General features: G+C 42.8%; 12 protein-coding genes and 1 rRNA gene (1 of these 13 running past the window's edge). 4 read left to right on the top strand and 9 right to left on the bottom strand.

What is annotated here, in order from left to right:
• Positions 1-405 precede the first annotated feature (405 nt).
• The 7 genes from K3F53_RS01730 to K3F53_RS01700 form a co-directional block, all read right to left on the bottom strand.
• Positions 406-1833, bottom strand: a complete 1428-nt coding sequence (locus tag K3F53_RS01730) for an APC family permease (protein WP_057900082.1) — start codon at positions 1831-1833, stop codon at positions 406-408.
• A 372-nt stretch (positions 1834-2205) separates the two neighbouring features.
• Positions 2206-3141 (bottom strand): agmatinase, encoded by a 936-nt coding sequence (gene speB / locus K3F53_RS01725; RefSeq protein WP_057900083.1) that lies wholly within the window; start codon positions 3139-3141, stop codon positions 2206-2208.
• Positions 3142-3618: 477 nt separating this feature from the next.
• Positions 3619-4092, bottom strand: coding sequence for a helical membrane plugin domain-containing protein (locus K3F53_RS01720; RefSeq protein ID WP_057900084.1), 474 nt, complete (start codon positions 4090-4092; stop codon positions 3619-3621).
• Positions 4093-7047 carry a formate dehydrogenase subunit alpha gene (fdhF, locus tag K3F53_RS01715; RefSeq protein WP_057900085.1) on the bottom strand — a complete coding sequence of 985 codons (2955 nt, stop codon included), beginning with the start codon at positions 7045-7047 and terminating at the stop codon, positions 4093-4095.
• A 409-nt stretch (positions 7048-7456) separates the two neighbouring features.
• Positions 7457-8527: a dipeptide epimerase gene (locus K3F53_RS01710; RefSeq protein ID WP_057900086.1), complete on the bottom strand. Its 1071-nt coding sequence runs from the start codon at positions 8525-8527 to the stop codon at positions 7457-7459.
• A 14-nt stretch (positions 8528-8541) separates the two neighbouring features.
• Positions 8542-9708 carry a DUF819 family protein gene (locus K3F53_RS01705; RefSeq protein ID WP_057900087.1) on the bottom strand — a complete coding sequence of 389 codons (1167 nt, stop codon included), beginning with the start codon at positions 9706-9708 and terminating at the stop codon, positions 8542-8544.
• Positions 9709-9852: 144 nt separating this feature from the next.
• A complete protein-coding gene (locus K3F53_RS01700) occupies positions 9853-10182 on the bottom strand; it encodes a DUF3870 domain-containing protein (RefSeq protein WP_220559278.1) in 330 nt (109 codons plus the stop codon).
• Between the two features lie 367 nt (positions 10183-10549).
• On the opposite strand from K3F53_RS01700, the gene fdhD reads away from it, so the two are divergent.
• The 4 genes from fdhD (at position 10550) to K3F53_RS01680 (ending at position 15300) form a co-directional block, all read left to right on the top strand.
• The gene (gene fdhD / locus K3F53_RS01695) at positions 10550-11347 is read left to right on the top strand and encodes a formate dehydrogenase accessory sulfurtransferase FdhD (RefSeq protein WP_091260996.1); all 798 of its coding nucleotides are present in this window, start codon (positions 10550-10552) and stop codon (positions 11345-11347) included.
• A gap of 448 nt (positions 11348-11795) precedes the next feature.
• Positions 11796-13562 (top strand): N-acetylglutaminylglutamine amidotransferase, encoded by a 1767-nt coding sequence (locus tag K3F53_RS01690; protein WP_057900090.1) that lies wholly within the window; start codon positions 11796-11798, stop codon positions 13560-13562.
• 2 nt (positions 13563-13564) lie between these two features.
• Positions 13565-14380 (top strand): GNAT family N-acetyltransferase, encoded by an 816-nt coding sequence (locus K3F53_RS01685; protein WP_220559277.1) that lies wholly within the window; start codon positions 13565-13567, stop codon positions 14378-14380.
• Positions 14377-15300: an ATP-grasp domain-containing protein gene (locus K3F53_RS01680; RefSeq protein ID WP_220559276.1), complete on the top strand. Its 924-nt coding sequence runs from the start codon at positions 14377-14379 to the stop codon at positions 15298-15300. The genes K3F53_RS01685 and K3F53_RS01680 overlap by 4 nt, the downstream gene beginning before the upstream one ends.
• A gap of 407 nt (positions 15301-15707) precedes the next feature.
• Here K3F53_RS01680 and K3F53_RS01675 read toward each other — a convergent pair whose 3' ends face one another.
• Positions 15708-15896, bottom strand: coding sequence for an H-type small acid-soluble spore protein (locus tag K3F53_RS01675; protein ID WP_057900092.1), 189 nt, complete (start codon positions 15894-15896; stop codon positions 15708-15710).
• A 168-nt stretch (positions 15897-16064) separates the two neighbouring features.
• Positions 16065-16410: ribosomal RNA gene (locus K3F53_RS01670) — 23S ribosomal RNA — on the bottom strand; it runs 2590 nt beyond the window's last position.

The raw sequence follows: 16410 nt of genomic DNA, 5'->3' as shown, positions 1-16410 counted from the left end.
TTTGCCAATGATAAATTCGGATGAGCCGCACTAAAGAATACTCAAAGTCAAATGAATGAATTTCATAACTAAAATTCCTTGAACCGTAAGGCTCAATTGGCATAAAAAAAAGAGTACCTTCCCAAATCTCGAATAGAGTAGTTGTCCAGACAACTCAATGAGAAAGGTTGGTCTCCTCATGCACTTTATTCACTAAGGACATTTATCTTCTCTGCAAAATGTATTAGATTTAGAACGTACGATCATTACACAGCGATTTTCGATGGCGCCAATATTGTGCCATTGCTTAATTATGCCCTTTATACAATGCTTCATAACGTGGTTCAAGGTGAGAAAGTTGAACTACCAAATAACAGAAAAAATGGCTGGATTCTTAACGAATCCAACGCTTTTTAAATATAAAAGCTATGCGTTTTTAGCCTGATTAATCTCTCCTGTTTCCTCAACCGCAAATGATTTCTCTTCTTCATCGATGTAACTAGAAGGATGCATTTCCTCCATCTCTTCAAAGTGAATGCTCGCCGGCTTAACTTTAAATAACTTCGTAATATACAATAAATAGATAAAACCGACAATAGCCCACCCAATTCCGAGCATTAAAGAACTTTTTTCTAAATTTGCCCAAAGAATAGCTACAGCACCAGCGCCCAAAAGCGGCATAACCAGATAAGAGAAAAATCCCTTGAATGTTTTATGCATTTTCTTACGAACAACATAGTACGAAATAACAGAAAGATTCACAAATGTAAACGCAATCAATGCACCAAAATTAATAAAAGAGGCGGCCGTAGCCAAATCGAAAAAAACCGCGGTCACAGAAATCAAGCCAACGAGCACAATATTTGCAACCGGAGTTCTCCAGCGCGGATGAATATACCCGAACAGTTTATTCGGAAGCACACTGTCCCGTCCCATTACATACAGCAAACGCGAAACACTGGCGTGCGATGCCACCCCGGAAGCAAGCGTTCCTGCAAGTCCTCCTGCAAGGAAAAATACCTGAAATGCCAGGCCGCCCATATACGCAGCAATCTCAGGAGAAGAGGCTTCCGGGTCTTTAAAATGGGCCGCGGTCGGAAATACTGATTGAATAAAGTAAGACGTTATAATAAACATAGCACCGCCAATCAATGCTACAAGAAAAATCGCGCGTGGAATCGTTTTCTTTGGATTGGGTGTTTCCTCTGAAAGTGTTGTCACCGCATCAAATCCTAAATAAGAAAAACACATCAAGGTCGCGCCAGCGATAAGCGCCGAAGTATTAATTCCTTCTTTATAGAATGGTTCTATGGAGAACAGCATTCCTGTACCATCCCCATTCAGCAGCCTCTTTATGGCTACCCCGATGAAAACAACCATGATTAGTGTTTGAAAAACAACAAGCATTGTATTGAAATTAGCTGTAAAGTTTACACTAAAAATATTAACTAACGTTACAATAGCGACAAATCCAATAACCCATATCCACGCAGGAAGCCCAGGAAAAGTAGCAGAAAGATAAATTTGAGCAATCAAAGCATTTACCATTGGCAAAAATAAATAATCCATTAACGCGGCCCAACCGACAAGAAACCCAATATGCGGACTGATAGTTCTTTGTGTATACGTATATGCAGAACCAGCATTTGGAAATACCTGTATCATCTTACCGTAACTAGCAGCTGTAAATAACATTGCTACCAATGCAAGAATATAAGCTGTGGGTACATGCCCCCCGGTCGTCTCAGAAGCAATTCCAAACGTGTCAAACACAACCATCGGCGTCATATATCCAATGCCCATTAAAACAATGTGCCACAACTTCAAAGAACGCTTTAAAGTTACTTTCTCCATATATCTTCCTCCTTGTAACTACTACATAAATCGAAATTTTTCGAACAACATATTGATAAAGCAAACACCATGCCATGTAAGAATATTAAAATTGTTCTAATTATTGAGAGGAAAATATATCGCAGTATTTTGCGCGATTTATGCGTAAAACAAAAAAGAATACATTTAAATTTTACAAATAATTATGTAATAACAATTATGAATAATAGAATAACTTATGCAATTTTGGGTATGAATTTTTTGCTCATGCTGTTGACCTGTACTTTGTCAACAGCATGAGCGTAGATGTTGTAGCACCTACGCTCATGTACGTATAGACATTTCCTTAACATTTGCTTACGGAAAGCCTGTTTGTCTTATTTATTACACCTTCTATTTTTTCTTTCTATTCAACGCTACCAGACTGGCAAAGTCATGCACTAATGTTGCAGCCAGAAGAGAGGTGATTTGCGTCGGATCATAAGGAGGCAAAACTTCTACCAAATCAAAACCGACATAGTTAAAACCGGTGAAAGAACGAATCATTTCAAGCGTTTCAAGACTGTTAAAGCCGCCCACTTCCAATGTGCCGGTTCCAGGTGCGCAGGAAGGATCAACAAAATCGATATCAAAGCTTAAAAAGCAAGGGGTGTTACCAATTGTCTCTTTTACTTGTTGGACAACATCCTCTACCCCACGTTTACGCAGCTCTTGAGTCGTGATCACATTGTAGCCCAAATCTACACTCGCCTGCACATCTCCAGGATGATTGAGCGTGCCCCGAATTCCGATTTGGAACACTTTATCTGACTGCAATAATTTTTCTTCATATGCACGGATAAAGGTAGAACCATGCCAATATTTTTCATCATAGTACGTATCCCACGTATCTGTATGAGAATCAAAATGAATCAAAGCAACAGGACCGTATACTTTGGCCGCCGCGCGTAAGCTTGCCAATGTGACAGAATGGTCTCCGCCCAATCCAATCGGCACAATTTCCTCATTCATTAGATTCAATACAGTCTCTTCGATAAGCTCATAACTACGGTGAATATTGTGTGGAATAACAGGTACGTCCCCTATGTCAATGGCATTTGTATCTTCAAAAGGATACACATCATTCACTGGATGGTAAGGGAATAATGTCATTGACGCCTGACGAATTGCCTGCGGCGCAAATCTGGCGCCTACCCTAAAGGAAGCAGCTGTATCAAAAGGCATGCCAAGAATAGCAACCTTTGCGTTTTCACGTTTAGAAGGCAATCTCATAAAAGAACCGGTTGTACAAAATTCCGGTTGTACATCCGGTGAAAGCGGATATTGCATGATCTCGGTCCCTCCATTTATCTTTGTTGTCCATATTTATATAAAACAAAACATCAAATGCATTCTTGAGAACCGGCTCCGTTAATTACATTTACGCAGGTAAAATCATGGAAAGTAGAACAGCGATTAGAAATAGTTTGTTTTGCATAACATCAACTCCTACTCCATGAAATAAGAGAATGAACATAAAAAATCATTTCATCTCTTTTTACAATAGATATACAAAGCAATTATTATGCCAATTTCAATATAAGTCAAAGTAATTAAAAAATTAGGAAGAATGCCTTTTAACTTTCCGCACATATGCATATACGCATAATTCTATGCATATAAAAAAAGAGGGGGCCCAAAGTGATAGGGCCCCCTTTTTGTGTTGCTATATATGCATATACAAAACAATAAATAATCTACACATTGTATTCTATTTATAATCAGATAACCGTTTGAGACAGTTTCTTTCTTTGTATTTGGATGAAGTTACAACTTTTGCCCCATCCCTTTCAGAAAGCTCAACATAATCGTTATAGCACGATTTACATCCGGATCTTTATAAGCTTTTATTAAATCAAACAAGCTCATTTTTTCGTCCGCTCTCGCTTTTTCGACGGAACAACGCATGCCATTAACAATGCCTTCCACTACTTTTTTAATTGTTTCAGGCTCCATTTCCCCCAACATTCCGACCACACTCATAACACTATTAATACCACGGGTCATCGTAGGTTTGGAAAGCTGGGAAATACCGATTTCTACAACTTTCTCTCGCGCCTGGATTAGCCCCCCAATGATCTCTAAGGCTCCGCTTTCATACAAAAGGCGAATCACTTTCAGTAATTCCTGCAGCGCTTCACCGTTTTTGGCGATAAGACCAGTCAATTCCTCGAGCGCCTGCGCCTGAAGTTCGGCTTCGGTCGGTTCGTGCTTCTTGATCGTAGTTGTAGGTTTTGCCATTTACTTCTCCCCCTGTCCAGCGGTTTCCAATGCCCTATAATCCGCACGCTTCCATTTCCGCTCCACTTCTACCCCGCGCTGCGGATTGCGTTTGCCAAAACGAGAGTTATAGCGGGGAAGCGGACTTTCACCTTCCACCTGGAGCACTTGCATTTTTACCCTTGTTTCTTTATAAGCAGGCGTATGTGTCACCAAATCATAGAAGCTGTTCGTCAAAAGGTTAACCGCCGAATCTTCATTGGTCGAATTCATCGGCACATACACTTCGTTCCCTCGCACGCGGTCAGTAACTATGACACGCAGTTTTACAGCACCGTATTCAGATTCGAGCCGGACAAGGGACCCGTCTTTGATCCCGCGCTCTTTCGCAAGTTCCGGCGAGACCTCCACAAACGTATCCGGCACTTTGTATAAAAGCCCCCTGGACTTATTGGTCATATTTCCTTCATGGAAGTGCTCAAGCAAACGACCGTTATTTAACACCAGGTCATATTCGTCCCCTGTTTTCACAGGTGGAACCCAGTCAGTCGGCATAAGCTGCGCTTTTCCATCCGGGAATGGGAAGCGCTCTGTATACAACAGCGGTGTATCTGTTCCGTCCGCATTTACCGGCCAGAGCAAGCTATTCCATCCTTCCAGGCGCTCATACGTTACACCAGCAAACAGCGGCGTAAGGCTTGCCGCTTCTGCCATAATTTCTCCTGGATGCTCATAACACCAATGCGCGCCAAGGTGATTCGCCAAGGCGGTAATGATTTTCCAATCTGGAAGGGATTCACCTAGCGGTTCCAGTGCCTGATACAGACGCTGAATACGGCGCTCCGTGTTCGTAAATGTGCCTTCTTTCTCAAGGCTCGGGCTAGCTGGAAGTATAACATCGGCGAACTGAGCCGTTTTTGTGAAAAACACGTCCTGAACGACGAAGAACTCCAGCTTTTCCAGTGCGGCATGAATATGGTTCGCATTGGAGTCAACCCATGCCATATCTTCCCCCATTAGATACATAGCTTTCAGCTTGCCTTTATGAATGGCTTCAACCATACCGGGATTATCAAGCCCTTTTTCTCGCGGCAATTTTACGTTCCAGGCTTTTTCATAACGCTCACGCACCGCATCGTCCGTTACAAGTTCATAACCCGGAAAGAAGTTCGGAAGCGCCCCGAAGTCGCACGCCCCCTGTACGTTGTTATGTCCGCGCAGCGGGAATGCGCCGGCATTCGGACGGCCAAAGTTTCCCGTCACAAGCAACAGATTGCTGATCGCCGTACTCGTTTCGCTGCCACCACAGTGCTGAGTAACGCCCATCGCCCAGAAAATAGCTGTTCCATCAGCTTCATAAATCATATTCGCTGTCTGGATTAGCTGTTCTTTCGGAATACGAGTGACTTCTTCCGCATACTCCAGCGTATATTTTTCTAGCGATTTCACGTACTCATCAAAACCGTTTACGCGCTTGGTGAGAAACTCCCTGTCATGCCATCCCTGGTCAATGATGTATTTTGTGACGGCGGACAGCCAGACATGATCCGTCCCCGGCGCCGGACGCAGGAATAAATCCGAGCGTTCTGCCATCTCGTTTTTGCGCAGATCGGCAACGATAAGCTTCTGTCCATTTAATTTATGAGCGCGCTTCAGACGCGTAGCGATAACCGGATGTGCTTCTGCCGGGTTAGCGCCAACGATAATGGCTAGGCCGGCTCCTGCCATGTCATAAATCGTGCCCGCATCACCACCATATCCGACCGTACGGAACAATCCCGTTGTCGCCGGGGATTGGCAATAGCGGGAGCAATTATCGACATTGTTCGTTCCGATAACCGCGCGCGCGAACTTTTGCATTAAATAGTTTTCTTCATTCGTGCATTTAGAAGATGAAATAAAACCAAACGCGTCCGCACCGTCGCGTTCTCTGATTTCTTGGAATTTGTTTGCAATCAGCTCCAATGCTTCTTCCCATGTCGCTTCATAAAACTCATCGCCTTTACGGATAAGTGGCTTCGTCAGCCGCTCTTCACTGTTAATGAAATCCCAGCCGAATTTTCCTTTCACACAAGTGGAAATACCGTTAACCGGCGCATCCGGAGTCGGCTGGATTTTGAGAATTTTGCGTCCTTTGGTCCATACTTCAAACGTACAGCCGACACCACAAAACGTACAAACCGTTTTCGTCCTTTTTATGCGGGTTGCGCGCAGTGTTGCTTCCAATTCAGATACGGCAAAAATGCCGCTATACCCCGGCTCCACTTCTTTTACAAAGTCAATCATCGGGCCAAGCAACTCCTGCTTCATGCCTGTCATAATGCCAGCCTCGCCAAGCATTGATTTTTCCATCAGCGCATTACATGGACATACGTTTACACAATGGCCGCAAGATACACAGGATGATTCGTTAATCGGAACGTCATCGTCCCATATAACCCGCGGATGCTCGCGTTCCCAATCGATGGACAGCGTTTCATTTACCTGAACATTCTGACAAGCCTCCACGCATTGACCACAAAGAATGCATTGATCCGGATCATAGCGGTAGAACGGATGGGACATATCCACTTTGTACGGCTTTGGCTTATATGGATATTTTTGATGCTCGATTTGCATCATCTCGACCGTATTATGAATGCGGCAGTTTCCGTTGTTGTTGTCACAAACAGTGCAATAAAGCTGATGGTTTTCCAGAATGCGATCCATCGCTTCCACTTGCGCCGCCCTCGCCATCGGTGATTTTGTCTCTACATTCATGCCGTCCTCTACTTTCATCGCGCAAGCACGCGCCAGCTTACCGTTGATTTCCACCATACAAGTATCACACGTTTGAATCGTGCCCAGGTTCGGGTGATAACAGATGTGTGGAATATCAATGCCGCTCGCCTTAATCGCATCAATGACATTCTGTTCTTCGATCGCCTTTACCTCCTGCCCATCAATACGAATAGACACTTTTACTGTAGAACTCATCTTTCTCCTCCTTATCCGATATTCGATCGAATTCGACGAACCGCTCCGAGGTTCCTACCTCTTCATTTGTGCGATTTCTCGCACCCATAAGTAAATAAACAAAAAATCCCATCACAAAACAGCTTTATAGAGAAACTAACCTCTATAACAACCGTTTCATGATGGAATAGCCTTCGGCCACGAAGTGTATCTAAAACCAGTCCGCCATATCCAAAAACAAAAGGGAAAAAGTCAATAGAATGCGCTTCAACAATCTATCTTCAACTTAACCCTATATATATTTCTTTATTCAACATCTTTTGTTATTATTTTCATATATTATACCAATGGTTCCGCTAACTGTCCAGTGAAATTGTAACGAATCATTCCACGCCATATTTGGCAAGAATCCATTAAAAAATATCTTCCCCTACCACTCTTTTTCCCTTGTAATTCCAAGACCAGGTACATCAACTAACTGTATATTTCCTCCGTTATAGAGCATCCCCTCTGGCTCCTCAACAAGCCAAAGCGGAGCATCTAAATCATAAAACTTAATATTTGGATGTCCTGCGGCGAAATGTGCAGCCGCAGCTACTGACAATGATGACTCCATCATACTCCCAATCATACATGCTATTCCATTGGCTTCAGCAATGCTTGCTAGTTTAATAGCTTCATCGATTCCTCCGCATTTCATAAGCTTAATGTTTAGTAGATCTACATATCGTCCGGAGACAAGCATTAAGGCATCACTTGCAGAAAATAAACTTTCATCTGCCATAATCGGTGTGTTTACCCGATCCGTTACAAACTTTAAACCTTCAAGATCTCTTGCATGGACGGGTTGTTCAACTAATTCAATTCCGAGCTCTAAGTTTTCCATTTCACGAATAAGACGAACAGCTTCTTTTGGTGTCCATCCTTGATTAGCATCTAAACGAATTTTGATAGTTGCAGGGATTCGTTCTCTTATAGCTTGTATCCGCGCGATATCTAGCGTTGGGTCATTCCCCACTTTTATTTTTAAAACTTTAAACCCGTCCTTCACCGATTTTTCTGCATTCGCAGCCATTACGTCTGGATCGTCAACCCCGACTGTCATATCTGTTTCAATCGTTCCTTTCCCACCTAGTAAAGCATAGAGCGGGAGTTGCAGTAGTCGAGCATAAAGATCGTGAAGAGCAATATCTGCCGCAGCTTTTGCACTCGTATTGCCAATACAGCATTTTTGTACTTTTTTTAACACCTTCTTAAAATTGGTTATATCCTCATCGATAATAGCTGAACGAATAGGGCCTAGCAATGCCGCCTTAATACTCTCACTGGAATCACCCGTAATCACCCAAGTTGGCACTGCCGCTCCAATTCCGGTTAATCCATTCTCCAATTCAATCATAACTTCTAAACTTTCAATATCGACAGCTGTACGAAGAGCTGTTTTAAAAGGTGCACGCAGTGGTAAATGGCGTTGTTTTACATACAACTCTCGAATAATCATAAAATTCATCCTTTCTACAAACTTGACAAAATTTTACCGACTAACATTCCAAAATACGTTCCTGTAAATGAACCTAGCAGAGCCATTATGACACCAATCGGAATGAGCGAACGATTATAAGAAGCAGCAAGCATTGGTGCGGATGCCATTCCACCGATATTGGCAAGACTTGCAACACCTAATGTAAACAAGTCGTATTTGAACAATTTTCCAAGTAAAATCATAACGATTAAATGAATGAGCAGAATTAAGAAGCCTGACAACAGATAAATCGGAGCTTGTGTAATATTAGAAAAGTCCGATTGTGATGCAATGAGTGCAATTACGATATATAACATAACATTGGATATATCCATTGAACCTGGTATTTTCGCAACCGGCGTTACAGCAAGTATAAGTCCAACAACCGAAGCAATCATGATGGTCCATGTTGTTGCATTGATAACATCACCGATGACAGGCAAATGATTTCCTGCGAAAGTGGAAAGTGAAGAAATAAGTAACCCAATTCCTAACAAATATAATATATGCTGAAAGGATGGGCCTTCTTTTTCATTTTCTTCTTTTGCCGCTGAAACTTCTATTGAATGATTTAAAAAGCCGACATCAGCTTTTGTCCAACGATTGAATTTTCCTGCAAATGGAACAAGCCAGAACATAAACATAACCCAAACTGCATAGTTAATCGTATCCATCATTAAAGCATAACCAAATATGTTTTCTGGGACATGGAAAATCCCCTGCAACGCTACCATGTTTGCTGAACCACCCGTCCAGCTTCCCGCCAATGCTCCAAAAGCCTTCCACGTATCTTGAACATAAAACCCTTTAAATATTACATATGTGACAGTAAACCCTATTAAAATACTAAACACTGCTGAAAAAAAGGCACCTAACATTCTGGGGCCGAGCTTAAACACTTCACGAATATCACATTTCAATAACATTAAAGCTAGCATACCAGGTAATAAAGCACTTCGAATTGTCCTATTTGTTGAACTAATTGAATCACTTTCAGAAAATAGACCAAATGTATTCATCAATGCAGCTCCAATATAAATAAGAACAATTCCCGGAATAAACTTAAATAATCCTTTAGTGCGGAAACGCTTTTCTAACGCAACCATTACTGCCGCAAGTGCAACAAGTACACTTAAATACATAAATCCATCTTTAATCATCATCTGGCCCTCCTTGTAGTAAAAAAAGTTCCATAACCATTACAGTAACACAGTAAATATTTATAATATTTGTAATAATATGTATTTTTCAAGATAAAAAATCCAGTCTACCATATTGACGGTTAGACTGGATTTTGTCTAGGTTTATTTAGACAAAGCAGCGGTGAAAATTTGATTATACTTCTTTCGAGCATCCTTTAATGCGACAATTAGAGCTTTTTGCGAAGAACCAAAATAACGGTTCGCAATTTCATCAACAAGACCTTCATCTTGTATCCGCCGTCCAACAAATAATGACTGAACAAATTTCGCCGTAAGTTGAATCGTTGCAGAACATTCCGCATCAACGATCTTACCAGTAGATCGATCGACAACTAGTGCTAGGAAATAGGACTTATACTGCTCGGTTATTGGATTATTTTGTGGAGCTTTGGCATCCCCGATTAAATAAATTGTATCTTTGTCATAATACACAATCGATGTCCCCCAATAAAGATACAGACGTCATAAGCGACAATCAAACGGAAATTTGTTGAAACTTATGACATGTATACGGTTTCATTTGGAGTTAATTTTACTATATCATTGAACTAATTTTTTGACAACCATTTTTTACTAACTCATAAATCAGCTAATCTATTGCCTTTCTGCTTTTCATTATTATAGTAATCACCGCATTGAACGGGCGATCCGTCACCGCTATATCCATATTTATCCATTTCTTCTCCTTCCTCCCTTCTTCAGGGTTAACACGTTTCCAGAGCGAATGTAAGAGTCGTAGTTTGACTTTTGAAAACGGAAGAATAAAATTAAGGAATAAAAAAAGACGGAAGTGATTATCATGCCCTATCCTGTAGTCCGCACGCGCCAAATCTTACGCTATAAGAATAACGAACTGTATGAATGCCAGGACGAAGTGGTAAACGAGTTTCCATTGACCATTTTTCTTGACGAAGAAGAATTCGCTACCGTGGTATGCACACCTGAATACGTTGATGATCTTGTCATCGGTTTTCTGGCTTCCGAAGGCGTTATCCGTTCCTATCAAGACATCAAAAACTTGATCATTCAGGAGCAGGAAGGATTCGCTTATGTAGAATTGCATAAAGCTCATAAAATCAGCCAACAATTCTATTCTAAACGCTATATTTCCTCCTGCTGTGGTAAAAGCCGACAAAACTTCTATTTCTATAACGATGCCCGTACGGCCAAAGTAATGACTGAAAAGAATGTAACACTTACTATTGAAGAGTGTTTTCGTTTAATCCGCCTCATGCAGGAAGCTTCCGCCCTGTTTCAAAGCACAGGCGGCGCGCATAACGCCGCACTATGCGACCGGAACGGGATCGTTCTTGCCCGTACAGATATCGGACGCCACAACGCGCTGGATAAAATTTACGGTTTCTGTCTGAAAAACGCAATCCCTGTGCATGATAAAATCATCGCTTTCAGCGGTCGTATTTCTTCTGAAGTTCTGTTGAAAGTGGCGAAAATCGGCTGTGAAATCGTACTGTCCAAATCGGCTCCAACCGAACTGGCTCTCCAGCTAGCCGAAGACCTGAGCATTACCGCTGTTGGTTTTATTCGTGATTCTTCTTTGAATGTGTACACGCATCCTGAACGAATCAAAAAGCCATAACGAAAAAATTAAGAAAAAAGCAGGAAAACAATGTCCCTCACCTTTTTCTTATTTTATCTATTGTATCAAAACTTGATCGCAAAGTACCCGCTAATGTAAACGAATTTATGAGAAAAGTCCACTCCAAGTAATCTGAAGCGGCCTAAGCTCTGAAAAAAAGACCTGCTCGGCTTATTTCCTTACAGGAAATAAGTCGCAGGTCTTTTTATTTTCAATTCGAAAGAACAAAGAATCCTATTTAGGAAAAAACAAGCAAATTTCCTCCATCGTTTGCATAAAGCCATAAAATACGTTATCATAAAACGCGCGTTATGTTATGTTGAATAAAGAAAAATTTTATATTTATTATAATTCAGTCCATTTTGTTGACTAAAGATTGTGGAATAGAGAAAAAAGGATAAAAATGTTATTCTTATAAATTTTTAAATGGGAGATGGTGTAAAGAACAATGTGCGGCATTTGTGGAGTGATTCGTTATGATAAAGACCATACGGATGAAACTCTTATAGAAAAAATGCTTCCGGCTCTTGAAACACGCGGGCCGGATGATGAAGGAATCTATACAAAAGACGGAGTAAGCTTCGGACATAAGCGCCTGAGCATTATCGACCTATCAGAAAACGGCCACCAACCAATGATCGACAAAGAGTTAAAACTAGCGATCGTTTATAATGGCGAAATCTACAATTTCCAGGAACTACGTGATGAATTACGAAAAAAAGGATACTCGTTCCGCTCAACCAGCGATACGGAAGTTCTGCTGAAAGCTTATCACGCCTGGGGTGATGAATTCGTCAAACGGTTAAACGGAATGTTTGCCTTCTGCATTCATGATGAGACGCGTGGACGCTTTCTGTTAGGCCGAGATCGACTTGGTATTAAACCTTTATATTACGTTGAGGAAGGAAGAGCATTTTATTTTGCCTCCAACACGCAAGCGCTAAAAAGCGTCGGAGTCATTCGTCCGGAGCTCTCTCCCGAAGCACTTCACTATTACTTGAGCTTTCACGCGGTAGTACCGGCTCCGCATACCATTTTTAAAAACGTAAAAAAGCTGCAACCCGGGACTGTGATGAGCATCGACGCAAACGGAGAAAAAAAGATATTCTCCTACTGGGACGTAACGTTTGAACGGAGGGAAACACTATCGGAAGCAGAGTGGATTGAGCGCGTGCTGAATGGATTAAGGAAAAGCGTAAAGCGACGCATGGTCAGCGACGTGCCTGTAGGTGCCTTGCTTAGCGGCGGTCTCGATTCCAGCCTGATTGTTGCGCTTATGGCTGAATGCAATCCCTGCTCTCTCCACACCTATTCCATTGGATTCGAAGACGTTGGAAATGAAGAAGGAAATGAATTCTATTACAGTGATCTGATCGCGAAAGAATTCAGAACCAAACATCAAAAGATTTTCATTGATTCCCGCCGCCTCCTTCCCAATATCGAAAAATCCGTTACCGCCATGGCGGAACCGATGGTTAGCCACGATGCGGTCGCTTTTTACCTTCTGTCGGAGGAGGTCAGCAAGCAAACGAAAGTGGTACTGAGCGGTCAAGGTGCCGATGAAGTGTTTGCCGGCTACCATTGGTATCCGAAGATGATGAACGGTACGCGCGATGCCGTAACAGAATATAAAAAAGCTTTCTTCGATCGCACGCACGAAGAAATAATAGACGCCCTACAGCCGAAATACCATGGCTCCGATGTGTCTGGAAAGTTCGTATCTACGCACTTTGCCGCACCGGGCGCCACAATACCGGTGGATAAAGCGTTGCGACTGGATACGCGGGTTATGCTGATCGATGATCCGGTAAAGCGCGTAGATAATATGACCATGGCATGGGGTCTTGAAGCGCGCGTGCCTTTTCTCGACCATGAACTTGTAGAGCTGGCGGCTTCGATTCCGCCAGAATTGAAAGTGGCTAGCAGCGGAAAACATATTCTGAAAAAAGCGGCGGAACGATTGATTCCGCATGAAGTGATCTATCGAAAGAAAGGTTATTTTCCTGTGCCTGCCCTGAAATACTTGCGTAATGAATATCTTGATTTTGCACGCGACATTTTGACGACAGAAAAAGCGAAAAAACGCAATCTATTTAACCCGGCTTATGTGGAAAAGTTGCTGGGTGCGCCGGAAGAGCACATAACCGTATTGGGCGGAAGCAAGCTCTGGCAGTTGACCGTGCTGGAATTATGGCTGCAAAAGATGGGGTGTTAATCATGCCTTATCGAGAAGAGAGAAAACGATTCCGGCTAGAATGTTTTATGACCCCTTCCTTGCATAGCTGGGGAGAGAACATTCCTGAAATAAAGAAAAAAGATATGCAGTCCGATATTGCTATAGACTGCGGTTGGGGTCACCTCATTTTCGGGCAAACCTTTGATGACGATCGCAAGCTTATCGAGCTTTTTCTAGAGGAAGAGACAGGGCGGCGCGACTTGGCAATTTACGTGCACAACCACCATGTTCTGCTTTCCAAAGCACCTAACCTCCTGTTCGTTGACCCGTCCATTACATTCCGTCTTTGGCTTCATAACTATCGCATGTCAAAAAAGAAGCCCGAAGGATTCCATATCCGCTTCATGACAGATGAACGTGATGCAGAGCGCGTGAATGAGATTTATAGGAAAAGCAATATGGTGGAGGCGGACCCAGTTTTAATGATGAAAAATCAGTATAGCCATGTTTTTAACTATTTTGTCGCGGAAGACCCGGAGGATGGAGAAATTATCGGAACGATTACCGGCATCGATCATAAAGCGGCGTTTAACGATCCGGACAACGGTGCAAGCTTTTGGGCGCTTGCCGTCGATCCGAACAGACGGGCGAAAGGGATCGGCCGCGCCCTTATTCGCGCCGTGGCTGAATATTATCTGGCCAAAGGAAGAAATTATCTGGATTTATCCGTGATGCACAACAACAAAAAAGCCATCGCGCTCTATAAAGCGCTCGGGTTTAAACAGATTCCAGTCTATGTGATTAAACGAAAGAACGATATTAACGAAGCTTATTATACTGGAGGCCCGCAACCTTGAACATTTATGCCCAAATATTGATCGATGAGGCGAAAAGCCGTGGCATTGACGTAGAAATTATAGATGAAGAGGCAAACTTGTATCGGTTGCATTACAATGGAAAATCTATCTTGTGCCGCGAATCGCTAACAGAAAAAACATGCGCTATGGCAATAACGATTTGTGACAATAAGTCCCTTACACACCGGATGTTAAAAAACAAAAACCTGCGCGTACCGCGTCATACATTGTATCAAGACATGGAGCAAGCGGTCACTTACATGAAAGAATGGAACAGCATAGTAGTTAAACCGGTCAGCGGTGAGCAAGGACGTGGTATTACAGTAGACGTTCGCACAAAAAAAGAACTTCAGCAAGCCGTCGAAAACGCTCTAAGGTACAGTAACCATGTTCTGCTAGAAGAATTCGTAGAAGGAAAGGATTTGCGAATGATTGTCATCGACTATACATTTGTGGCCGCCGCCGAGAGAAAACCCGCTTTTGTCATCGGAAACGGAAAAGAGACCATCCGACAGTTAATTGAAAATAAAAATCGCCGATTGGCAGAGAAAACAAAAGACGAATCGCAAATTCCGTTGAATCGGGAAACGGAACGGGTAATTCAGCGGCAAAATCTGAGCTTGGATGACGTATTGCCGGACGGCATGGAGCTTCAAGTTTGCAAAACCGCCAATTACCATACAGGCGGCACCATCACCGACACCACTGCGTTTGTCTCTCCTTTCCTGCGTAAAATTGCAGAAGAAGCAAGCCGCGCGCTAAACATTCCGGTTGTAGGGTTGGATTTGCTGGTGCCTGATTTCACAGGCGAAGAATACGTGATTATTGAAGCCAACGAACGGCCTGGGCTCGCCAATCATGAACCGCAGCCTACCGCCCAGCATTTCATTGACTTTTTGTTCCCGGAAACAAAAAAATAAGGGACGAAGGAAAAAGTCAGGTTATTACGCCTGGCTTCTGTTTTTACCAGCGGTAGCCTGAAAGAATCTGTAGAGGCATTTCCTTGCTGTCTAACTCCCGGTATAGAGGGAGGAGAGAAGAAGCTCTCCTCTTCAAAGGCTTACTTTTTGCTTCTGAACCATGTGCTTGCTCGGGTTTTCTTCGGGCTTTCCGGGTGCGTCGGATCATAAAACCATTTCCTTTGAACAGTTACAAATGCCAGGATAGCTCCGATTAGAATCAACCACTCCAAGCGGTTCACCCCCTGGGCATATTGTGTCCTGCCAGCCTGAAAATTCCCTAGAAAAATTTTTGCTTGTGAAGTAACAAATGCCTGCGGTCATTGTCGATAAAAAAAGCTGCCACGTTAAGTGACAGCCTCTACTTTTTAATGATGTTCCAATTCTTTCAGTTCGGATAGCGCGACTGTTTTGCGATCCGCAGGATTGTCCAAGGTATGTATTCTAGCTGTTTTGCTCCGTTCATCGATCGAATCAATCCAAACCTGCACCCCCTCGAAACCAACATCGATTTTATCATGTGAATTCAAAATTTCTTTTGCGCGTCTTACTTCCATTGTTTATCACTCCTTGGTCTTTATTTTTTGTTCTTAGGCCGAATTTATACAAAAAGAAAACAGCCCTTTATCTAAAAAAACACGTTTCAGACAAAAGGCTGTTCTCTTTCGTTATACCTTGAAAACTGAATCAGAAGAAACATGACGCACAGGACATCCAGTCTATCTTTGGTTAAGCCCTCGACCGATTAGTATTCGTCAGCTCCACGTGTTGCCACGCTTCCACCTCGAACCTATCCACCTCATCATCTATAAGGGGTCTTACCAGCTTACGCTGTGGGAAATCTCATCTTGAGGGGGGCTTCACGCTTAGATGCTTTCAGCGCTTATCCCGTCCGCACATGGCTACCCAGCTGTGCTCCTGGCGGAACAACTGGTGCACCAGCGGTGCGTCCATCCCGGTCCTCTCGTACTAAGGACAGCTCCTCTCAAATTTCCTGCGCCCACGACAGATAGGGACCGAACTGTCTCACGACGTTCTGAACCCAGCTCGCGTACCGCTTTAATGGGCGAA

Origin of the sequence: Aneurinibacillus thermoaerophilus, assembly GCF_019603355.1 — a bacterium.
GTDB lineage: Bacteria > Bacillota > Bacilli > Aneurinibacillales > Aneurinibacillaceae > Aneurinibacillus > Aneurinibacillus thermoaerophilus.
Note: the sequence above shows the minus strand (reverse complement) of the source record. Positions and strands in the feature narration are given on the sequence as shown.